This is a genomic window from Desulfarculus baarsii DSM 2075, assembly GCF_000143965.1.
In the GTDB taxonomy this organism is placed as follows: Bacteria; Desulfobacterota; Desulfarculia; order Desulfarculales; family Desulfarculaceae; genus Desulfarculus; species Desulfarculus baarsii.
In genome coordinates, this window is sequence record NC_014365.1 from 2,312,209 (window position 1) to 2,327,380 (window position 15,172).

Sequence of the window (15,172 nt, forward strand, 5' to 3'; positions counted from 1 at the left end):
GATCAGCCTTTGGCCAGGGGTTTGGCCTCTTCCACCAGCATGATGGGAATGTTGTCGCGCACCTCGTAGCGCAGGGCGCAGGCAGGGCAATCCAGCCAACGCCATTGCGGGTCCGCGTCCAGGCGACCCTTGCACTTGGGGCAGACCAAAAGCTCCAGCAGCTCCTGGTTAATGGCCATGGACAAGCTCCTTTGCCCGCGCCGCCGGCCCGGCCAGCATCTCCGCGACGCGCTCGGCCACCGCCGTGGCGGTAATTTCGTTCATGCAGCGCGGGTTGTCGCAGCCGCGCCGAAAACAGGGGCCGCACTCCAGCCCCAGCCGGATGATCTGGTGGCCCGCGCCAAAGGGCCCGGTGCGCCACGGCGCGGTGGGGCCAAAAAGCGCCAGCGTCGGCGCGCCCATGGCCGCGGCCAAATGCATGGCCCCGGTGTCGGTGCTGACCACCGCCCTGGCTCGCCGTTGCAGGGCCGCCAACACGCGCAAGTCCGTGCGGCCCGTGAAGTCGCGCGGGGCGCTTGCCGCGCCGGTCCAGCCGGCCACCATGGCCCGGCCCCAGGCCGTGTCGCCGGCCGCGCCGCTGACGCCCACGTTGACCCCGGCCTCGACCAGAAGCCGCGTCAGTTCGACCCAGTGCTCCAGCGGCCAGAGCTTGCTGGGCCACAGGGCCACCGGGTGCAATAATATCAGCGGCCGGGCCTGATCCCAACCGGCCAGCAGCTCGTCGACCGCCCTTTCTTCCTCGGCGCTGGGCCACAGACCATACTGGACCTGGGCCGGCCGTTGATAGCCCAGGGGCTCCAGCAGATCCAGATAGCGCAGCAGGGCGTGACGGTCTGGGTCGTAGGCCGGCAGGCGCTCGTTCAGGGCCAGGGCCGCCGCCGGCTCCTTGCCGCCGGCAAAGCCTATTTTGCGTTCGCTACGGCAGAGGGAGACCAAAATAGCACTTTTTATAAGCCCTTGCAAGTCGACCACCGCGTCGTAGCGCACGCTGGCCAGGGCTCGTCGAAAGCCGACCATGCGGCCGGCCTTTTGCCAAAGCGAGCCGGCCGGGCCTTTGCGCGGGCTGACGATCACCCGCTCCAGGGCCGGATGACCTTGCAGCAGCGGCGCGGCCGGCGGCTCCACCAGCCAGTCGACGCGCGCGGATGGATCCTGGGCCTTGATGGCCATGGCCACCGGCAACGATTGCACCACGTCGCCCAGGGCCGAGAGCTTGACCAGCAGAATCCTCACGCCTGATCCTCCGCCAGGCGTTCGAGAATCCAGCGGGCGGCCTGGGCCAGGTCGTCGGCCACGAAATCGGGCGTCTCGTGGGGCCCCGTCGGCGGGCCGTCGTCCTGGCCCGAGCGCACCAGCACGCAGCCAAGGCCCACGGCCTTGCCGCAGGCAACGTCGCGCAACCGATCGCCGACCATGAACGAGCCGTCAAGCTCCAGGCCAAGCTCCTTGGCCGCCCGCAGAATCAACCCCGGGGCTGGTTTGCGGCAATCGCACTCCACGGCCAAATGCGCGACCACGCCCTCGGGATGATGGGGGCAATGATACCAGCCATCGACCCGCGCGCCTTGGCGGGCCAACTGCGCGGCCAGCTCGAAACGCACCGCCCGCAGATCGTCCTCGCCAAAATAGCCCCTGGCCAGGCCGGATTGGTTGCTGACCACCACCACGGCCAGGCCGGCCCGGCTCAGGCTGGCCATGGCCTGGGCCACGCCGGGCAAAAGACGCGCGTCCTCGGGCCGGCCAAGGTAGTTGACTTCCTCGTTGATCGTGCCGTCGCGGTCGATAAACACCGCCCGGCGCTTGGCGTGGTCATGCATGATCTTGCTCCGCCGCTGGCTTGGCCAAGAGCCGCCGGGCCGTGGCGACGACCTCGGCCGGCTCGACGGCGCTCAGGCAGCGTGGGTCGCCCAGCGGGCAGACCGGTTTTTTGCAGGGCGCCTGGGGGCAGACGTCCTTGCGCGCCAGGGCCACGCGGGGGCCCAGCGGCGCGGTGGTCGCCGGGTTGGTCGAGCCGAAAACAGCCACCGTGGCCACGCCCAACGCGGCGGCGGCGTGCATCAGGCCGCTGTCATTGGTCAGCAGGAGCCTCAGTCTGGCCAGCAGGGCCAGGGCCTGGCCCAGGTCGGTGGCCCCGGCCAGATCGGCGTGGGGCCTTTGGCCCAGCAAGGCCGCGACCCGGCCGGTGGCCCCGGCCTCGCCTTGACTGCCAAAAAGCAGCACTCCCGCGCCCAGTTCGCCCGCCAGCGCGGCTGCGGCGGCGGCAAAGTTGGCGGCGGGCCAGCACTTGGCCGGACCAAAGGCCGCGCCAGGGGCCACGCCGATCAGCGGCCGGCCGCCCAGGCCCCGGCCGGCGATGAAGCCATCGGCCCAGGCCAAATCCTCGGGCCGCGGGCGCAGCTCGGGGCGCACGCCCTCATCGGGCGGGAGGTGGTCCATCAGCCCCGCGCCAGCCAGCATGCGCAGATAATAAGAAGTCTCGTGGATGGCCCGCGCCGCCGGCGGGCAAGGCACGGCCGTGGTCAGCAGCGGCCGCCGGCCGTCGCGGGCGTAGCCGATGCGCCGGGGGATGCCGGCCAGCCAGGCGATCAGCGCCGCGTCAAAGGCGTTTTGCCACAGCACCGCCCAGTCGTAACCACGGCCGGCCAGCCAGCGGGCCAGACGCAGCCGGCCCATCAGTCCCTTGTGCCGGCCCTCGGACTCCAACGTCAACACCTGGCGCACCGCCGGATGGCCACGATACACCGCCGCCACCCAGGGTTTGGCCAGCACGTCGATGGCCGCGCCGGGGCAGGCTCGGGCCAGTTGATCCATGGCCGGCAGGGTCATCACCGCGTCGCCCACCCAGTTGACGGCCCGCACCAGCACGCGCTCTGGTGGCGTTAGCCCACGCTTGGCCATCAGCGCTTCTCGCGGGGCCAGGGGTGATAAGGCTTGGTTTTCCAGCGCTGATGCAGCCAAAACCACTGCTCGGGCCGTTGACGGATGATATCTTCCAGGGCCCGCTGATAGTTTTGCGTGTTGTCCCACACGTCCTGGGTCTTGTGACCGGTGTCGACCAGGGGTAGTTCCTCGCCCACGAAGATGTCGAACTTGCCGTCAGGGCCCCGCGCGCACCACACGGGAACCACCGCGGCCTTGGTCTTCATGGCCAAAAGGGCCGCGCCCTTGTTGGAGCAGGCCGGCCGACCAAAAAAATCGACCCATTCGCCGTCGTACCAATCGACGTTTTGATCGAGCAGCAAGGCGATGTAGCCGCCGGCGCGCAGCTCGCGCAGGAGGCTTCGCGCCGAGCTGTCCTTGGCCACGATGCGGCTGCCGTCCTTGCAGCGCCAATAATTGACCAAACGGTCGGCCGGCGGCCAGTCGATGGGCCGGGCCACCACCAGCGCCGGTGAATTGATGATCGCAATCGAGGCGGCGTTCATCCATTCCCAGTTGCCGATATGGCCGGTCAGCAGAATCACGCCCCTGCCCCTGGCCTGGGCCCGGTCCAGGCGCTCCTTGCCGTGCACGCGGACCATGGCCGCCGCCTGGGCGGGGCTGTAGCGCACCAGGCGCGGCATCTCGAAAAAGGCCGAGCAGATATGCCGCAGGCAGCTTAGGGCCAGCTTGCGCAGTTCGGCCGGGCTTTTGCCCGGAAACGACAGCGCCAGGTTGTCCAGCATGATCTGGCGATGACGGCGGTCCAGGGTAAAGACCAGCCGACCCGTCAGGCGGCCAAACCAACGCATCAACCACAGCGGCAGCCAGGAGAGCAACCAGGCCACGCCGAACAAAATCTTATAAGCCGCCTTCATCGCGCCACCGCCCACTGCTCCAGGCCTCCGCGCAACAGCACGTCCAACCTGGGCGAGTCGTCGCCAAAATCCACATCCAGCACCGTGCTGTAGAGCGGCGGCCCGGTCATGGGCGGTTGATCGATCAGGCGTGCGCGATCTTTTTCGGTGCAGACAATCATCTGGGCCCCGGCCTTCTCGGCCGCCCGCCAGACGGCGCGCAGCTCGTCGGCCGTGAAAAAATGGTGATCGGCAAAGGTGGTGAAGGCTGCGATCTCCAAGCCCAGCCCCTCCAGGGTGCGCGCGAAGGACTCGGGCCGGGCCAGCCCGCAAAAGGCCGCCGCCTTGCGGCCGCGCAACTGGGTGGCGGCCACGGTCTGGCCGTGGGGCCCGCAAAAGGAATCCACCCGATAGGCGCAGGCCAACAGCGGCGCGCCGGGCCGCAGATAGGGCTCCACCAGGCGGGTCGCCCGCTCGATCTGCTCCGGGCCGGCGACCTTGGTCAGCACCAAGGCGTCGGCGCGGGCCAGGGCCGTGGGCGGTTCGCGCAGCAGCCCCCTGGGCAACACGAAACCGCCGCCCAGCGGGTCGGAGGCGTCCAGAGCCACTATGTCCAGGTCGCGATGCAAGCGGTGGTGCTGGAACAGGTCGTCGGCCACCAGCACGCAGTCGGGGCAGTGGGCCAACAGCGCCAGACCCACGGCGTGGCGGTCGGCCCCCACCGCCACCGGCACGCCCAGGCGTCTGGCCAGCAATACAGGCTCATCGCCGGCCTCATGCGCATCGGCCAGCAGCCGGCCCTCGCGCCAAACCCAGCTTACGCCAGCGGTCGAGCGCCGGCCATAGCCCCGGCTCATCACCGCCGCCGGCGCGCCCAGGCGGGTCAAACGGCGGACAATCTCCAGCGTCAACGGTGTCTTGCCCGCGCCGCCCACGGCCAGGTTGCCCACGCCGATCAGCGGCCCGGGCAGACGCAGGCGTTTTTTGCCGCCACGCTCGTGGGCCAGGCGATCAAGCCAAGCCCCCGCGCCATACAGCGCCGCCCCGGCCCGGCAGGCCGCGCGCAGCCCGCTCAGCCACCAGGGCCCGGCCTGGCCAGAGGCCACCATCCGCAGCAAATCCTGACCGTTAACAGCCATGGGCTCGCTCCAGTAGGCTGGCGGCCTCCTCCACCGCCCGCGCCACCGCCCCGCGATGGGCCTGGCAAAACTCCCGCCCGGCCCGGCCCATGGCCGCGGCCTTGAGCGGCTCGGCCAAAAGCTCGCGCCAGACCGCCAGCAGTTCGTCACCGCTTTGGATGCGCGCGCCGCCGCCGATGTCTTCGAGCATCTGGGCCATCTCCAGAAAATTGTGCACCACCGGCCCAAAGACCACCGGCACGCCCTGGGCCGCCGGCTCCAGCAAATTGTGGCCGCCCACCGCGCACAGCGAGCCGCCCACGAACGCCGCCCGGCCGATGGCGTAGGCCTGGGCCAACCGGCCCAGCACGTCCAAAACCACCACGTCGCAACCCTCCGGCGGTCGGCCCTGGGAGACCCTGGCCACCCGAAAGCCGCGCTCGGCGGCCAATCGGGCCACGGCCCCGCCCCGCCGCACCTCGCGGGGGGCCAGCAAAAGCGCCAAGTCGGGCCACTGGTCCTTCAAGGCGGCCAGGGCCTCCAGGCAGGGCTCTTCCTCGCCCTGATGGGTCGAGCCGGCCACCACCACCGGCCGCCCGACCAGGCCCAGGTCGTGGGCGATTCGCGCGATGGCCGCCCGGTCCAGGGGCGCGGGCGCGCTGTCGAACTTCAGATTGCCGCCCACGGCCAGGCGATCGTCGCCCACGCCGATGGCCGCCAGGCGCTGGCGGTCGGTCTCGGTCTGGGCCAGCACGCGGTCAAAGCCGGCAAACAGGCCCCGGGCCAGAGCCGGCGCGCGGCGATAGCTCTTGAACGTGCGCGGGCTGACCCGGCCGTTGACCAAAAGCCGGGGCGCGCCCCGCCGGGCCAGGGCCCACTGCCAGGCCGGCCAAATATCGCCCTCCACCAGGCAGAACAGGGCCGGACGCAACACGTCCAGCAACCTGCCCACGGCCCATGGCGCGTCCAGCGGCCGCACCAGAGTGGTGACCTCCATGCCGGCCAGTTGCTGACGCGCCATGGCCAGGCCCTGGGCCGTGCCCACCGAAAAAATCAGCGGCCGCCGGGGAAAGCGCGCGGCCAGGCCCCGCAGCAGCGGCACGGCCGATCGCACCTCGCCCACGCTGAGGGCGTGCAGCCAGAGGCCGCCCGGCGGCGGCGGCGCGGGCAGCCAGCGCCGGCCCAGGCCCAGGCGGGCCAGGGCCACCCGGCGGCTGTCGGCGCGCAGCAAGCGCAGCGCCAGCCACGGCGCGCACAGCGCCAGGCCCAGCGTCAAGAGCGCGTTGTAGACCAGCGCCAGCATCAGGCCGGCTCGCCGCCGGGGTTCTGGCTGGCCGGCATGACCACATCGTAGGCCCGACCAGCCAACGGACCCCAGACCAGCCCCTCCACCGGCAGCGGCTCCAATGCCGCCAGCCGCGCCGCCTCCACCAGCCGCACAAAGCGCGCGCCACGGGCCGTCAGCGCCTCCAGCATTTCTTCAAACGCCCCGGCCAGGGCCCGGCCCTCCACCTCGGCGTGCAGGGTGAAGACATTGAGTTCGTCGTCGCGGACTTGTTCGGCCAGCCAGCGGCCGATATCGTCGGGCCCGGCCAGGCCCAGGCCCAGCACCTCGTCCATGGTCGGCATGGTGCTGGGCAGCTCCACCAGCGGCAATGGCCCGTCCGGGCCCAGCGGCCGAAAAGGCCGGCCGCCCCGCGCGCAGGAGGTGTGGGTCACGCCGGCTTGAGCCATGATTTGCAGGGCCTGGGTCGTCACTTGCCAGCCCGGCGCGGCGAACGACATCGGCGCGAAGCCGGCCGTTTGCGTGAACAGCTCGCGGCCCAGGTCAAACTGGCGTTTGGTGGCCTCAAAAGAAAGCCCGCGCACCCGGTCGTGCCAATGGACGTGATCCCAGGCGTGCAGGCCCACCTCGTGGCCCTGGGCCAGCAGCAGGCCAAACAGCTCGGGCGCCTGGCGGGCGATGATCGGCCCGGGCAAGACCAGGCCATAGAGCATGGTGACCGGGCCATAGGCCACGGCCGCGCCGCTATTTAGCTGCTTGCGCAAAAAACCGGGGCGAAACAAGCGCTTGAGCGCCCGGCCCGAATGATCTGGCCCCACCGAGAGGTAAAACGAAGCCTTCAGCCCAAAACGCCGCAAAATGGCCATCAGCCGGGGCACGCCCTCGACCATGCCGATCTTGGTGTCGACATCGACCTTCAACGCCACCAGCGGGCCTTGGGGCCGCCGGGCCGCCATCGTCATCAGCTCGGCCACTAGCCCCTCATCTCCCGCACCAGATATCGCGGCCGTTTGCGCACCTCGCGGTAGATGCGGCCGACGTATTCGCCGATCAGCCCCACGCAGAAAATTTGCAGACCCACGAAGGTGAACAAGATGGCGAACAGCGTGAACACGCCCTCCAACTCGGGGCCAACCACCAGCCGGCGCACGAACAAAAACGCGCCAAAGCCCACGCCCACCAGGGCGATGATCAGACCCATGAAGCTGACGAACTGGATGGGCAAAACCGAAAAGCCGGTCATCAAGTCGAAATGCAGCTTGAGCAGGCGATAGAGGCCGTATTTGGATTGACCGCCGCCACGTTGGGCGTGGCCCACGGGTATCTCGGCCACCGAGTTGGCAAAGGAGTTGGCCAGGGCCGGGATGAAGCTGCTGGCCTCCTCGCAGGCGTTCATGGCCTCGACCACCTGGCGGCGGTAGGCCCGCAGCATGCAGCCGTAGTCCTTGAGGTCGACGCCGGTGACGCGGCTGGTTAGGCGGTTGACGATGGCCGAGGGCAAGGTGCGCAGCCAGGAGTCCTGGCGATGCTCGCGCCAACCGCCGACCACGTCGTAGCCCTCGTCGATCTTGTCGACCAGCTTGGGAATGTCCTCGGGCGGGTTTTGCAGATCGGCGTCGAGGGTGACGACGACCTGACCCTTGCTGCGCTCCATGCCGGCGAACACGGCCATGTGCTGGCCGTAGTTGCGGTTGAAGCGCACCAGGCGCACGCGGTGATCTTGCTGATTAAACGAGCAGAGGATCTCCCACGAGCGGTCCCGCGAGCCGTCGTCGACGTAGATGATTTCCCAGTCGTAGCCCGCGCCGTCCAAAACCCGCCTCAGGCGTTCTTGCAGGGCGGCGAGGTTTTCCTCTTCGTTGAATACGGGGATGACGACCGACAGGTTGGGGCCGGCGGCCTCGGAAGCGTTATCCATCAGTCACTCCAGGACAGATACAGCAGATTCGTCGAGGCAATAATATGCAGGAATTATAGCCCAAAATCAAGCAAGCGCATCGGTCGCGGGCGTCAGGGGCGGGGCCGGTTGACGTAGAGGCTCTTGTCGCCCAGGCGGGCCCACTGGTGGAGTTTGACCCCGGCCTGATCCAACGCCTTGGCGTCGAGCAGGCGCTGGAACTTTTCCGTCTCGCCCAGCAAAAACACCCGCCGCGGCGAGCGCGCCAGTTTCACGACGGCTTCGTGCCGGTGGCCTTCGGCCAAGAACCACTTGTCGGCCTGGGGGTCGCGCTGGCGGCCGTAATCGAGCTCGCCCCAGTTGCCCACGATCATCACCCGTCGGCGGCCATAGAATACAGCGCCGTGGTAGTAATCGCCATAGCTGGCCAGCACGTCGTCGGGGCTCAACTTGTCGCGGATGGGCCGCACCAGCCCGGCCAACGAGCGATAATCGTCGATCAGGGGCGAAGCGACGAGGTACCCGCCAGCCATCATTGCAAAAACAGCCAACGGAACCGCCACGGCGGCCCAGGTCTTGCCCCGCGTCAAATGGACGCCAAAGGCCGCCGCCGCCAACGCCAGCGGCACGGCAAAGACCGCCAGGCCCAAGCGCTCGTAGCTTGCCTCGGGCGCGAACTGGGGCGCCAGCGGCACGGCCGCCGCGCACAACAGCATCAGCCCGGCCAATGCATCCAGACCCCAGCGAACCGCCCGGCCGGCCGGCAAGGCCCAGCCGTCCTCGGCCATGCCGGCCAGGGCCCGGCCGGTCAACAACGCCAGCGGCGGCAGCATGGGCAAGGCGTAGTGCAGCATTTTTGATTGGCTCAGCGTCAGAAACACGAAATAAGAACCAAACCAGACCAGGCAAAACAAAAGCGCCCGGTTTTGCGGCGCGCGCCAGGCCCGCCCCGGCCACAGCCTGGCGACCACGGCCGGCCAAAGCATCGTCCACGGAAAAAACGCCGCCGGCAGCAAGGCGAAATAATACCAAAACGGCTCGTGGCGCTGATGGACGGTGGTGGTCAGGCGGCCGAATTGTTCGTCCCAAAAGAAATATTTGATGAAGCCGTCCTCAAGGACCGTGGCGGCGATCAACCACGGCGCGCACAGCGCGGCAAAGAGCAACACGCCGCGGTAGTCGAAAAGTCCAAGCATCTTGCGCCATTGGCCGCAGAGGCCCAAAAAGATCAGCGCGGCCAGCCCGGCCAGGCCGGGGCCCAGCAGGCCCTTGGTCAAAAAGCCGAACGCGCAGCCCAGCCAAAAGGCGTAAAGCCCCCACCAGCGCTCCTGGAGCATGGCCCAGAGCCCCAGCAGCGACAACACCACGCCAAAGCACAAGACCATATCGACCAGCAGCACCTGGCTCAGCAGCGCGAACATCAGGCCCGTGCAAAGGACCAAGCCGGCGAAAAAACCCGCCCGCATCGACCACAACCAACGCCCCAGCAGGCACGTAAGCAGCACCGACAGCGCGCCAAACACCGCCGGCACAAGGCGCGCGCTGTAGTCCGAGACGCCAAAGGCCTTGAAAGACAACGCGATCAACCAATAGGGCAGCGGCGGTTTTTCCATGTATTTAACATAGTTGAGCCTGGGGACCACCCACCACTGCCACGACGGGGCATCGAGCATCTCACGGCCGATCTCGGCGTAGCGGGCCTCGTCGGTCTCCCACAGCGTGCGCGCGCCCAGCGCGCCAAAAAACAATGCGCCGCACAGCGCCGCCAGCGTCAGCCAATAGACGGCCTCGGCCCACGGCGGCCGCTGATCCTTGACCCGAGGGCTCATGAAGGGTCTCCCGGCGCGGCGGGGGCAGCCTGGCCTTGTCGCCAACGCGCCGACGCGGCCTGGTTGCCGCCCAGCAGATAGCCGCCCCAACGGCCAAGCTCCACGAAGCCAGGCGCGGCGGCCAGCTTCTGGGCCAGGGCCACCCGGCTGAGCAGCCAGACCGGCTCGGCCTTGGCCAGTTCGACGGCCAGCTCTTGCTGCTGCTCGACGCGCAGGCGCGGGATCTGGCGGTCCAGGTAAAAGATCATCGTCGGCTTCCACAGGCCGTAGCTGACCACCCGGTCGGCCGGCGCGCGCTCCTTGAGCGCCAGGGCCATCTGCTTGGCCGGCTCCTGGATGGCCTGGGCCACCTGGGGCAGCAGGCCAAAAAACAGCATGGCGCAGCCCAAAAGCGCGCCAGAGGCCAAGATCGGCGGAATCAGCCGCAAGCTACCCCTTCGCCAGGCCAGCCAAACCCCTACCAGCAGCGCGCCCAGTGTCAGGCCCAGCAAGATCGGCCACAGCGCCACCAGCGGCGCGGCCTCGGGCAGGGCGTACTCGCTGCTGTCAAAGCGGATCGAGGCCACGATCTTGTCCCAAAACAGCGGCAACCCCGCCGGCAGAGCCAGCACGGCCACCGTCATCAGCCCGCCGCTGAAGCCCAGCGCCACCCCAAAGACGCCCCGCGCCAGGCGTCCGCCGGCCTGGCCCTTCCACAGGCCAAGCAAATAGCAGCCAGCAAGCAAGGCCAAAAACGGAAACGCCGGCAGGATGTAGTTGATCTGCTTGGTGGCCGCCAGGGAAAACGCCACCAGCACCACCAGCGCGGCGATGGCCGCCAGCAGGCGCAGCCGGGCCAGCGGATCTTGGGCCCTGGCCGTGGCCGGATTGCGGCCCAGGGCCCGGCCCAACTCGGGCAAGGCCGCCGCCACGAAGGGAAAACCGCCCAAGAGCATCACCGGCGGATAAAGCAAAAATCCGCCGCCGTGGCCCAAAAGCACCTCGCTGAAACGACGCAGGTTCTGCGCCACGAAAAAGGCGTCCCAAAATTCGCCGCCCAGGCGCAAGAAGACCAGGCCATACCACGGCAGGTTGATGACGAGAAAAATCAACAGACCCCAATGAATCTGGGCCGTCTTGAGCACCGGCCACAGCCGCCGCTGGCACAGGGCGTAGATGAGCGCCGTGGGCAGCACCACCGCCGGGGCCACCGGGCCCTTGGTCAGAAAACCCAGGCCCAGGGCGGCCCAGGCCGCCAGATACCACCAGCGCCGGCGGCCGGGCTCTTGCTCCTCGACGGCCACGAAAAAGGCGGCCAAGGCCCCGGTGATCCACAGGGTCAGCAGCATGTCGGTCAGGCTGGCCCGGCCCACCAGGACAAACAGCGGCGTGAAGGCGCAGGCCGCCGCCGACATCACGCCCAGAGCCAAGCCGCCGTAACGCCAGGCCAGCGCGCCCACCAGCAAGATCACCGCCAAGGCCGGCAAGGCCGAAGGCAGCCGCGCGGCCAGCTCGCCAGGGCCGAAAACGGCCTGGGCGCCGGCGATGGCCCAAAAAATGAGAATCGGTTTTTCCAGATAATTGCGGCCGTTGAGCGTGGGGACAAGATAATCGCCCGAACGAACCATTTCGCCCACCGTGGCGGCGTATTCGCCCTCGTCACGATCGGTCAGGGCCAGGCCGCCCAGGTCGGCCAAAAACATTAAACCGGCCAACAGCGTCACGATCACCGCCGCCACCAGCCAGAGGCCCGCCTCGTTCGACCACTTCATCGCCCGCCCACTCCAACCTTGCAGCGCCAGGCCAATAGCCAGCCCACCACCAGGCCCAACATGGCTCCCACCAACACGTCGCTGACAAAATGCGATCCGCCCACCACCCGGCCCAGCGAGATGAAGAGCGCCGCCAAATAAAACGCCCACGACCAGCGTGGAAAACGCGCCGCCAGCACCGCCGCCAGGGCGAAGGTGGTGGTGGCGTGGCCCGAGGGGAACGAGTGCAGGTCGCTATCAAAGGACAGCCCTTGCAGATCCCAGGCCAGCATGTTCCGGCCCGGCCGCGGCCGGCCCACCAGATGTTTGACGATCTGCACCAGCAGGCCGCCGGCGGCCAGCGCCGTGGGCGTCAGGTCGAGCTTTCTGACGGCCAGGCCCAACAGCAACAAAAAGCCCATGGCCCCGGCCTGCACGCCGCCGTGGCCCAGCCAATAGGCCATGAACTGCCAGGCGTGGCCGATGGGGCCGGTTTTAAGGTACATCAGGTCGTCGGCCAACAGGCGGTCGCCGCCCAACAGCCAGACCAAGGCCAACCCGGCCGCCAACGCGGCCAGCAGCAAGCCCCGGCCCAGGCTGCTTCTAGGCATCGCCGGCCGACTCCAGGCCCTCCAGGCCGCTGTCGATCTGGAACTGCATGCGGTGCAGTTTGCAATAGAGCCCGCCATTGGCCAAAAGCTCCTCGTGACGGCCCTCCTCGACGATCTTGCCGCCGCTGACCACCACGATGCGGTCGGCCCGCTGGACGGTGGACAGGCGGTGGGCGATGACAAAAGTCGTGCGACCGCGCATGAGGTTTTCCAGGGCCTTTTGCACGTACAGCTCGCTTTCGGTGTCGAGGCTGCTGGTGGCTTCATCGAGGATGAGGATGGGCCGGTCGGCCAGGATGGCCCGGGCGATGGACAGGCGCTGGCGCTCGCCGCCGCTGAGCATCACGCCGGCCTCACCGATGCGCGTGTCGAATTTTTGCGGCATTCTCTCGATGAAATCCAGGGCGTAGGCCGCCCGCGCCGCCTCGACGATCTCTTCGTCGCTGGCCTCGGGCCGGCCGTAGGCGATGTTTTCGCGCACGGTGTCGTTGAACAGGATCGTCTGCTGGGTGACGATGCTGATCTGGCGGCGCAGCGAACGCATGGTCACGCGGCGGATGTCCAGATCGTCGATGAGCACCGCCCCGGAAGTGACCTCGTAGAAGCGCGGCAAAAGGTTGACCAGGGTCGTCTTGCCGCCGCCGCTGGTGCCCACCAGGGCCACGGCCTGGCCCTTGGGCACCAGGAGGCTAACGCCCTTTAGCACCTCACCCTTTTCGGCCGAATAGGCGAAATGAACGTCCTTTAGCTCGACGGCGCGGCTCATGGGCGGCAGTTGGATGGCGTCGGGCGCGTCGACGATCTCGGGCTCGGTGTCTAGCACCTGGTAGACGCGTTCGGCGGCGGCCAGGCCGTTCTGGATCTCGTTGTTGAGGTTGCTCATGCGCTTGACCGGCTCATAGAGCATGATCAGCGCCGTCAGAAAGCTGAAAAACGTGCCGGGCGTGGATTGGCCCGAGATGACCTGCCAGCCGCCATAAAAGATGATGCCGGCGATGGCCAGGCCACCCAGGAACTCCATCAACGGGCTGGAGATGGCCCTGGTCGAAACGTCTTTCATGCGCAGATCGAACAGGCGATAGGCCTCGCGGGTGAAGCGCCTGGCCTCGTGATCCTCGCGGCAAAAGCCCTTGACGATGCGCGCGCCGCCGATGGTCTCGTGCAGCAGGACGTTGACGTCGGCCATGGTCTCCTGCGAGCTGGTGGAGATGCTACGCAGGCGGCGGCCCAGCTTGACCAAGGGAATCACGCACACCGGAAACACGCCCAGGGCCACGATGGAAAGCATGGGGTCGCGGTAGATCACCACGGCGATCAGGGCCACGGCGGTGAACAAGTCCTTGAACACACCGGTGACGACGTTGCTGACCGCGCCCTGGATGAGGTTGACGTCGTTTGTGATGCGGCTCATCAGCTCGCCGGTGGCCACGCGGTCAAAATAACCCAGGGGCATGCGTTGCAGGTGGGTGTAAAGCTCCACCCGAAACTCGGTGACGATGCGGTTGCCCACGTAGGACATCATGTAGGTCTGACCGTAGGACGACAGGCCCTTGACGGCGTAGAGCACGATCACCACCACCGGCACCATGTAGAGCATCCACTGGTTTTTTTCCATGAAGATGCCGTCGGAGAGATCCTTGACCAGCCAGGCCAAGGCGCCTTGGGTGCCGGCGGCGACGGCCATCAGGAACATCGAAAAAACCAGGCGATACTTATAGGGTTTGACCCTGGCCAGAAGCCGCGAATAAAGTTTGGCTTCCTCCCTGGCGGTGGTCTTTTTGCTCAATGCGCGTTCCCTTCGATGAGATCCATGGCCAGGCGCGCCACGCGCTGGTTGGCCCCAGGCTGGCCCAGACGCCCGCGCACCAGCTCCAGGCCCTCCAGGATGGCTTGGCGACGTTCGGCGTCGCCAAGGATGGCCAGCGTCTCGGCGGCCACGGCCTGGGGCGTGGCCTGATCCTGGATCAGCTCCGTCAGCAGGCCGCCGCCGAAGATCAGGTTGGGCATGGCGATGTGATCGACTTTGATCAGGGCCCTGCCTAAGTGGTAACTCAGTTTTCCGGTCTTATATACCACCACCATGGGCGCTTTGGCCAGGGCCGCTTGCAATGTGGCCGTGCCAGACGCCACCACCAGGGCTCGGGCTTGACGCATGACTCGTTCGGCCTGACCATCCAGAATCAGCAGGCCCTCGGGCGCGCCGGCCCAAAAAGGCGTCACGCGCCGGCGGTCCAGGCCGGGGGCCAGGGGTAAGACAAAGCGCAACTCCGGCCTCTGGGCGGCCATGATCCTGGCCGCGGCCATCATCAGCGGGGCCAATCGGCTGATCTCGGACATGCGGCTGCCCGGCAACAGGCCCACCCATTGCGCGTCGCGGCCCCCTGGCAGGGGCTCGTCCGCCTCGGGGTCGGGCGGGCGGTCCAACAAGGGATGCCCCACGAAGCTTACCGGCAAATCCGGGGCGATGCGCCGGAAGAATGCCTCCTCGAAGGGGAAAACACAGGTCAGCGCGTCGACGAAGCGGGCCATCTGCCTGGCCCGGCCCCGCCGCCAGGCCCACAACTGGGGGCTGATGTAATAGAGCACCTTCAGGCCGAGCTTTTTGGCCGCCCGGCCGATGCGAAAATTGAAGTCGGGAAAATCGATCAGGATGACCAAATCCGGTCGAACGCGCCCCAGGTGTCCCTTGAGTTGGGCCATCACCGCCAGGATGTGCCCCAGCTTGGGCAAAACCTCGGCCACGCCGACCACGGCCAACTCGTCGTAGGCGCAGAGCAAATCCACCCCGGCCGCGGCCATGGACGGCCCGCCCAAGCCGGAGATTTCCGCTTCCGGGGCCAACTGGCGCAGGGCCCGCGCCAACGCCGCGCCGTGAATGTCGCCGCTGGCCTCGCCGGCCACCATCACGATGCGCGGTGGCCGCACG

General features: G+C 67.9%; 14 protein-coding genes. All 14 read right to left on the minus strand.

Translation table 11 applies throughout. The features are described from left to right. Nucleotides 1-2: 2 nt before the first annotated feature. Nucleotides 3-179 carry a Trm112 family protein gene (locus DEBA_RS18150; protein ID WP_013258895.1) on the minus strand — a complete coding sequence of 59 codons (177 nt, stop codon included), beginning with the start codon at nucleotides 177-179 and terminating at the stop codon, nucleotides 3-5. Continuing rightward, on the minus strand, nucleotides 169-1,233 hold the full coding sequence (waaC, locus tag DEBA_RS10425; protein ID WP_013258896.1) for a lipopolysaccharide heptosyltransferase I: 1,065 nt from the start codon (nucleotides 1,231-1,233) through the stop codon (nucleotides 169-171). The genes DEBA_RS18150 and waaC overlap by 11 nt, the downstream gene beginning before the upstream one ends. After that, nucleotides 1,230-1,817: a D-glycero-alpha-D-manno-heptose-1,7-bisphosphate 7-phosphatase gene (locus DEBA_RS10430; protein WP_013258897.1), complete on the minus strand. Its 588-nt coding sequence runs from the start codon at nucleotides 1,815-1,817 to the stop codon at nucleotides 1,230-1,232. The genes waaC and DEBA_RS10430 overlap by 4 nt, the downstream gene beginning before the upstream one ends. Beyond that, the gene (gene waaF, locus DEBA_RS10435) at nucleotides 1,810-2,898 is read right to left on the minus strand and encodes a lipopolysaccharide heptosyltransferase II (RefSeq protein ID WP_013258898.1); all 1,089 of its coding nucleotides are present in this window, start codon (nucleotides 2,896-2,898) and stop codon (nucleotides 1,810-1,812) included. The genes DEBA_RS10430 and waaF overlap by 8 nt, the downstream gene beginning before the upstream one ends. Further along, complete coding sequence (locus tag DEBA_RS10440) at nucleotides 2,898-3,797, minus strand: lysophospholipid acyltransferase family protein (protein ID WP_043814279.1); 900 nt, start codon at nucleotides 3,795-3,797, stop codon at nucleotides 2,898-2,900. The genes waaF and DEBA_RS10440 overlap by 1 nt, the downstream gene beginning before the upstream one ends. Then, the gene (gene lpxK / locus DEBA_RS10445; protein ID WP_013258900.1) at nucleotides 3,794-4,915 is read right to left on the minus strand and encodes a tetraacyldisaccharide 4'-kinase; all 1,122 of its coding nucleotides are present in this window, start codon (nucleotides 4,913-4,915) and stop codon (nucleotides 3,794-3,796) included. Before lpxK ends, DEBA_RS10440 begins: the two co-directional genes overlap by 4 nt. Next, the gene (locus DEBA_RS10450; RefSeq protein WP_013258901.1) at nucleotides 4,905-6,197 is read right to left on the minus strand and encodes a 3-deoxy-D-manno-octulosonic acid transferase; all 1,293 of its coding nucleotides are present in this window, start codon (nucleotides 6,195-6,197) and stop codon (nucleotides 4,905-4,907) included. The genes lpxK and DEBA_RS10450 overlap by 11 nt, the downstream gene beginning before the upstream one ends. Further along, nucleotides 6,197-7,153, minus strand: coding sequence for a polysaccharide deacetylase family protein (locus DEBA_RS10455; protein WP_013258902.1), 957 nt, complete (start codon nucleotides 7,151-7,153; stop codon nucleotides 6,197-6,199). The genes DEBA_RS10450 and DEBA_RS10455 overlap by 1 nt, the downstream gene beginning before the upstream one ends. Beyond that, nucleotides 7,153-8,097 carry a glycosyltransferase gene (locus DEBA_RS10460; protein WP_013258903.1) on the minus strand — a complete coding sequence of 315 codons (945 nt, stop codon included), beginning with the start codon at nucleotides 8,095-8,097 and terminating at the stop codon, nucleotides 7,153-7,155. The genes DEBA_RS10455 and DEBA_RS10460 overlap by 1 nt, the downstream gene beginning before the upstream one ends. A gap of 92 nt (nucleotides 8,098-8,189) precedes the next feature. Next, nucleotides 8,190-9,905, minus strand: a complete 1,716-nt coding sequence (locus tag DEBA_RS10465) for an ArnT family glycosyltransferase (protein WP_013258904.1) — start codon at nucleotides 9,903-9,905, stop codon at nucleotides 8,190-8,192. Continuing rightward, nucleotides 9,902-11,656, minus strand: coding sequence for an ArnT family glycosyltransferase (locus tag DEBA_RS10470; protein WP_013258905.1), 1,755 nt, complete (start codon nucleotides 11,654-11,656; stop codon nucleotides 9,902-9,904). The genes DEBA_RS10465 and DEBA_RS10470 overlap by 4 nt, the downstream gene beginning before the upstream one ends. Next, entirely contained in the window at nucleotides 11,653-12,246 is a 594-nt protein-coding gene (locus DEBA_RS17095; protein WP_013258906.1) for a phosphatase PAP2 family protein, read from the minus strand. The genes DEBA_RS10470 and DEBA_RS17095 overlap by 4 nt, the downstream gene beginning before the upstream one ends. Then, on the minus strand, nucleotides 12,239-14,032 hold the full coding sequence (msbA, locus tag DEBA_RS10480) for a lipid A export permease/ATP-binding protein MsbA (protein ID WP_013258907.1): 1,794 nt from the start codon (nucleotides 14,030-14,032) through the stop codon (nucleotides 12,239-12,241). The genes DEBA_RS17095 and msbA overlap by 8 nt, the downstream gene beginning before the upstream one ends. Next, nucleotides 14,029-15,171, minus strand: coding sequence for a lipid-A-disaccharide synthase (lpxB, locus tag DEBA_RS10485; protein ID WP_013258908.1), 1,143 nt, complete (start codon nucleotides 15,169-15,171; stop codon nucleotides 14,029-14,031). The genes msbA and lpxB overlap by 4 nt, the downstream gene beginning before the upstream one ends. Between the last annotated feature and the right edge of the window lies 1 nt (nucleotide 15,172).

Coding starts and splice junctions, on each gene's coding strand:
- DEBA_RS18150 (WP_013258895.1), bottom strand. CDS start 179: ATGGCCATTAACCAGGAGCTGCTGGAGCTTTTGGTCTGCCCCAAGTGC.
- DEBA_RS10430 (WP_013258897.1), bottom strand. CDS start 1,817: ATGCATGACCACGCCAAGCGCCGGGCGGTGTTTATCGACCGCGACGGC.
- waaF (WP_013258898.1), bottom strand. CDS start 2,898: ATGGCCAAGCGTGGGCTAACGCCACCAGAGCGCGTGCTGGTGCGGGCC.
- DEBA_RS10440 (WP_043814279.1), bottom strand. CDS start 3,797: ATGAAGGCGGCTTATAAGATTTTGTTCGGCGTGGCCTGGTTGCTCTCC.
- lpxK (WP_013258900.1), bottom strand. CDS start 4,915: ATGGCTGTTAACGGTCAGGATTTGCTGCGGATGGTGGCCTCTGGCCAG.
- DEBA_RS10450 (WP_013258901.1), bottom strand. CDS start 6,197: ATGCTGGCGCTGGTCTACAACGCGCTCTTGACGCTGGGCCTGGCGCTG.
- DEBA_RS10460 (WP_013258903.1), bottom strand. CDS start 8,097: ATGGATAACGCTTCCGAGGCCGCCGGCCCCAACCTGTCGGTCGTCATC.
- DEBA_RS10465 (WP_013258904.1), bottom strand. CDS start 9,905: ATGAGCCCTCGGGTCAAGGATCAGCGGCCGCCGTGGGCCGAGGCCGTC.
- DEBA_RS10470 (WP_013258905.1), bottom strand. CDS start 11,656: ATGAAGTGGTCGAACGAGGCGGGCCTCTGGCTGGTGGCGGCGGTGATC.
- DEBA_RS17095 (WP_013258906.1), bottom strand. CDS start 12,246: ATGCCTAGAAGCAGCCTGGGCCGGGGCTTGCTGCTGGCCGCGTTGGCG.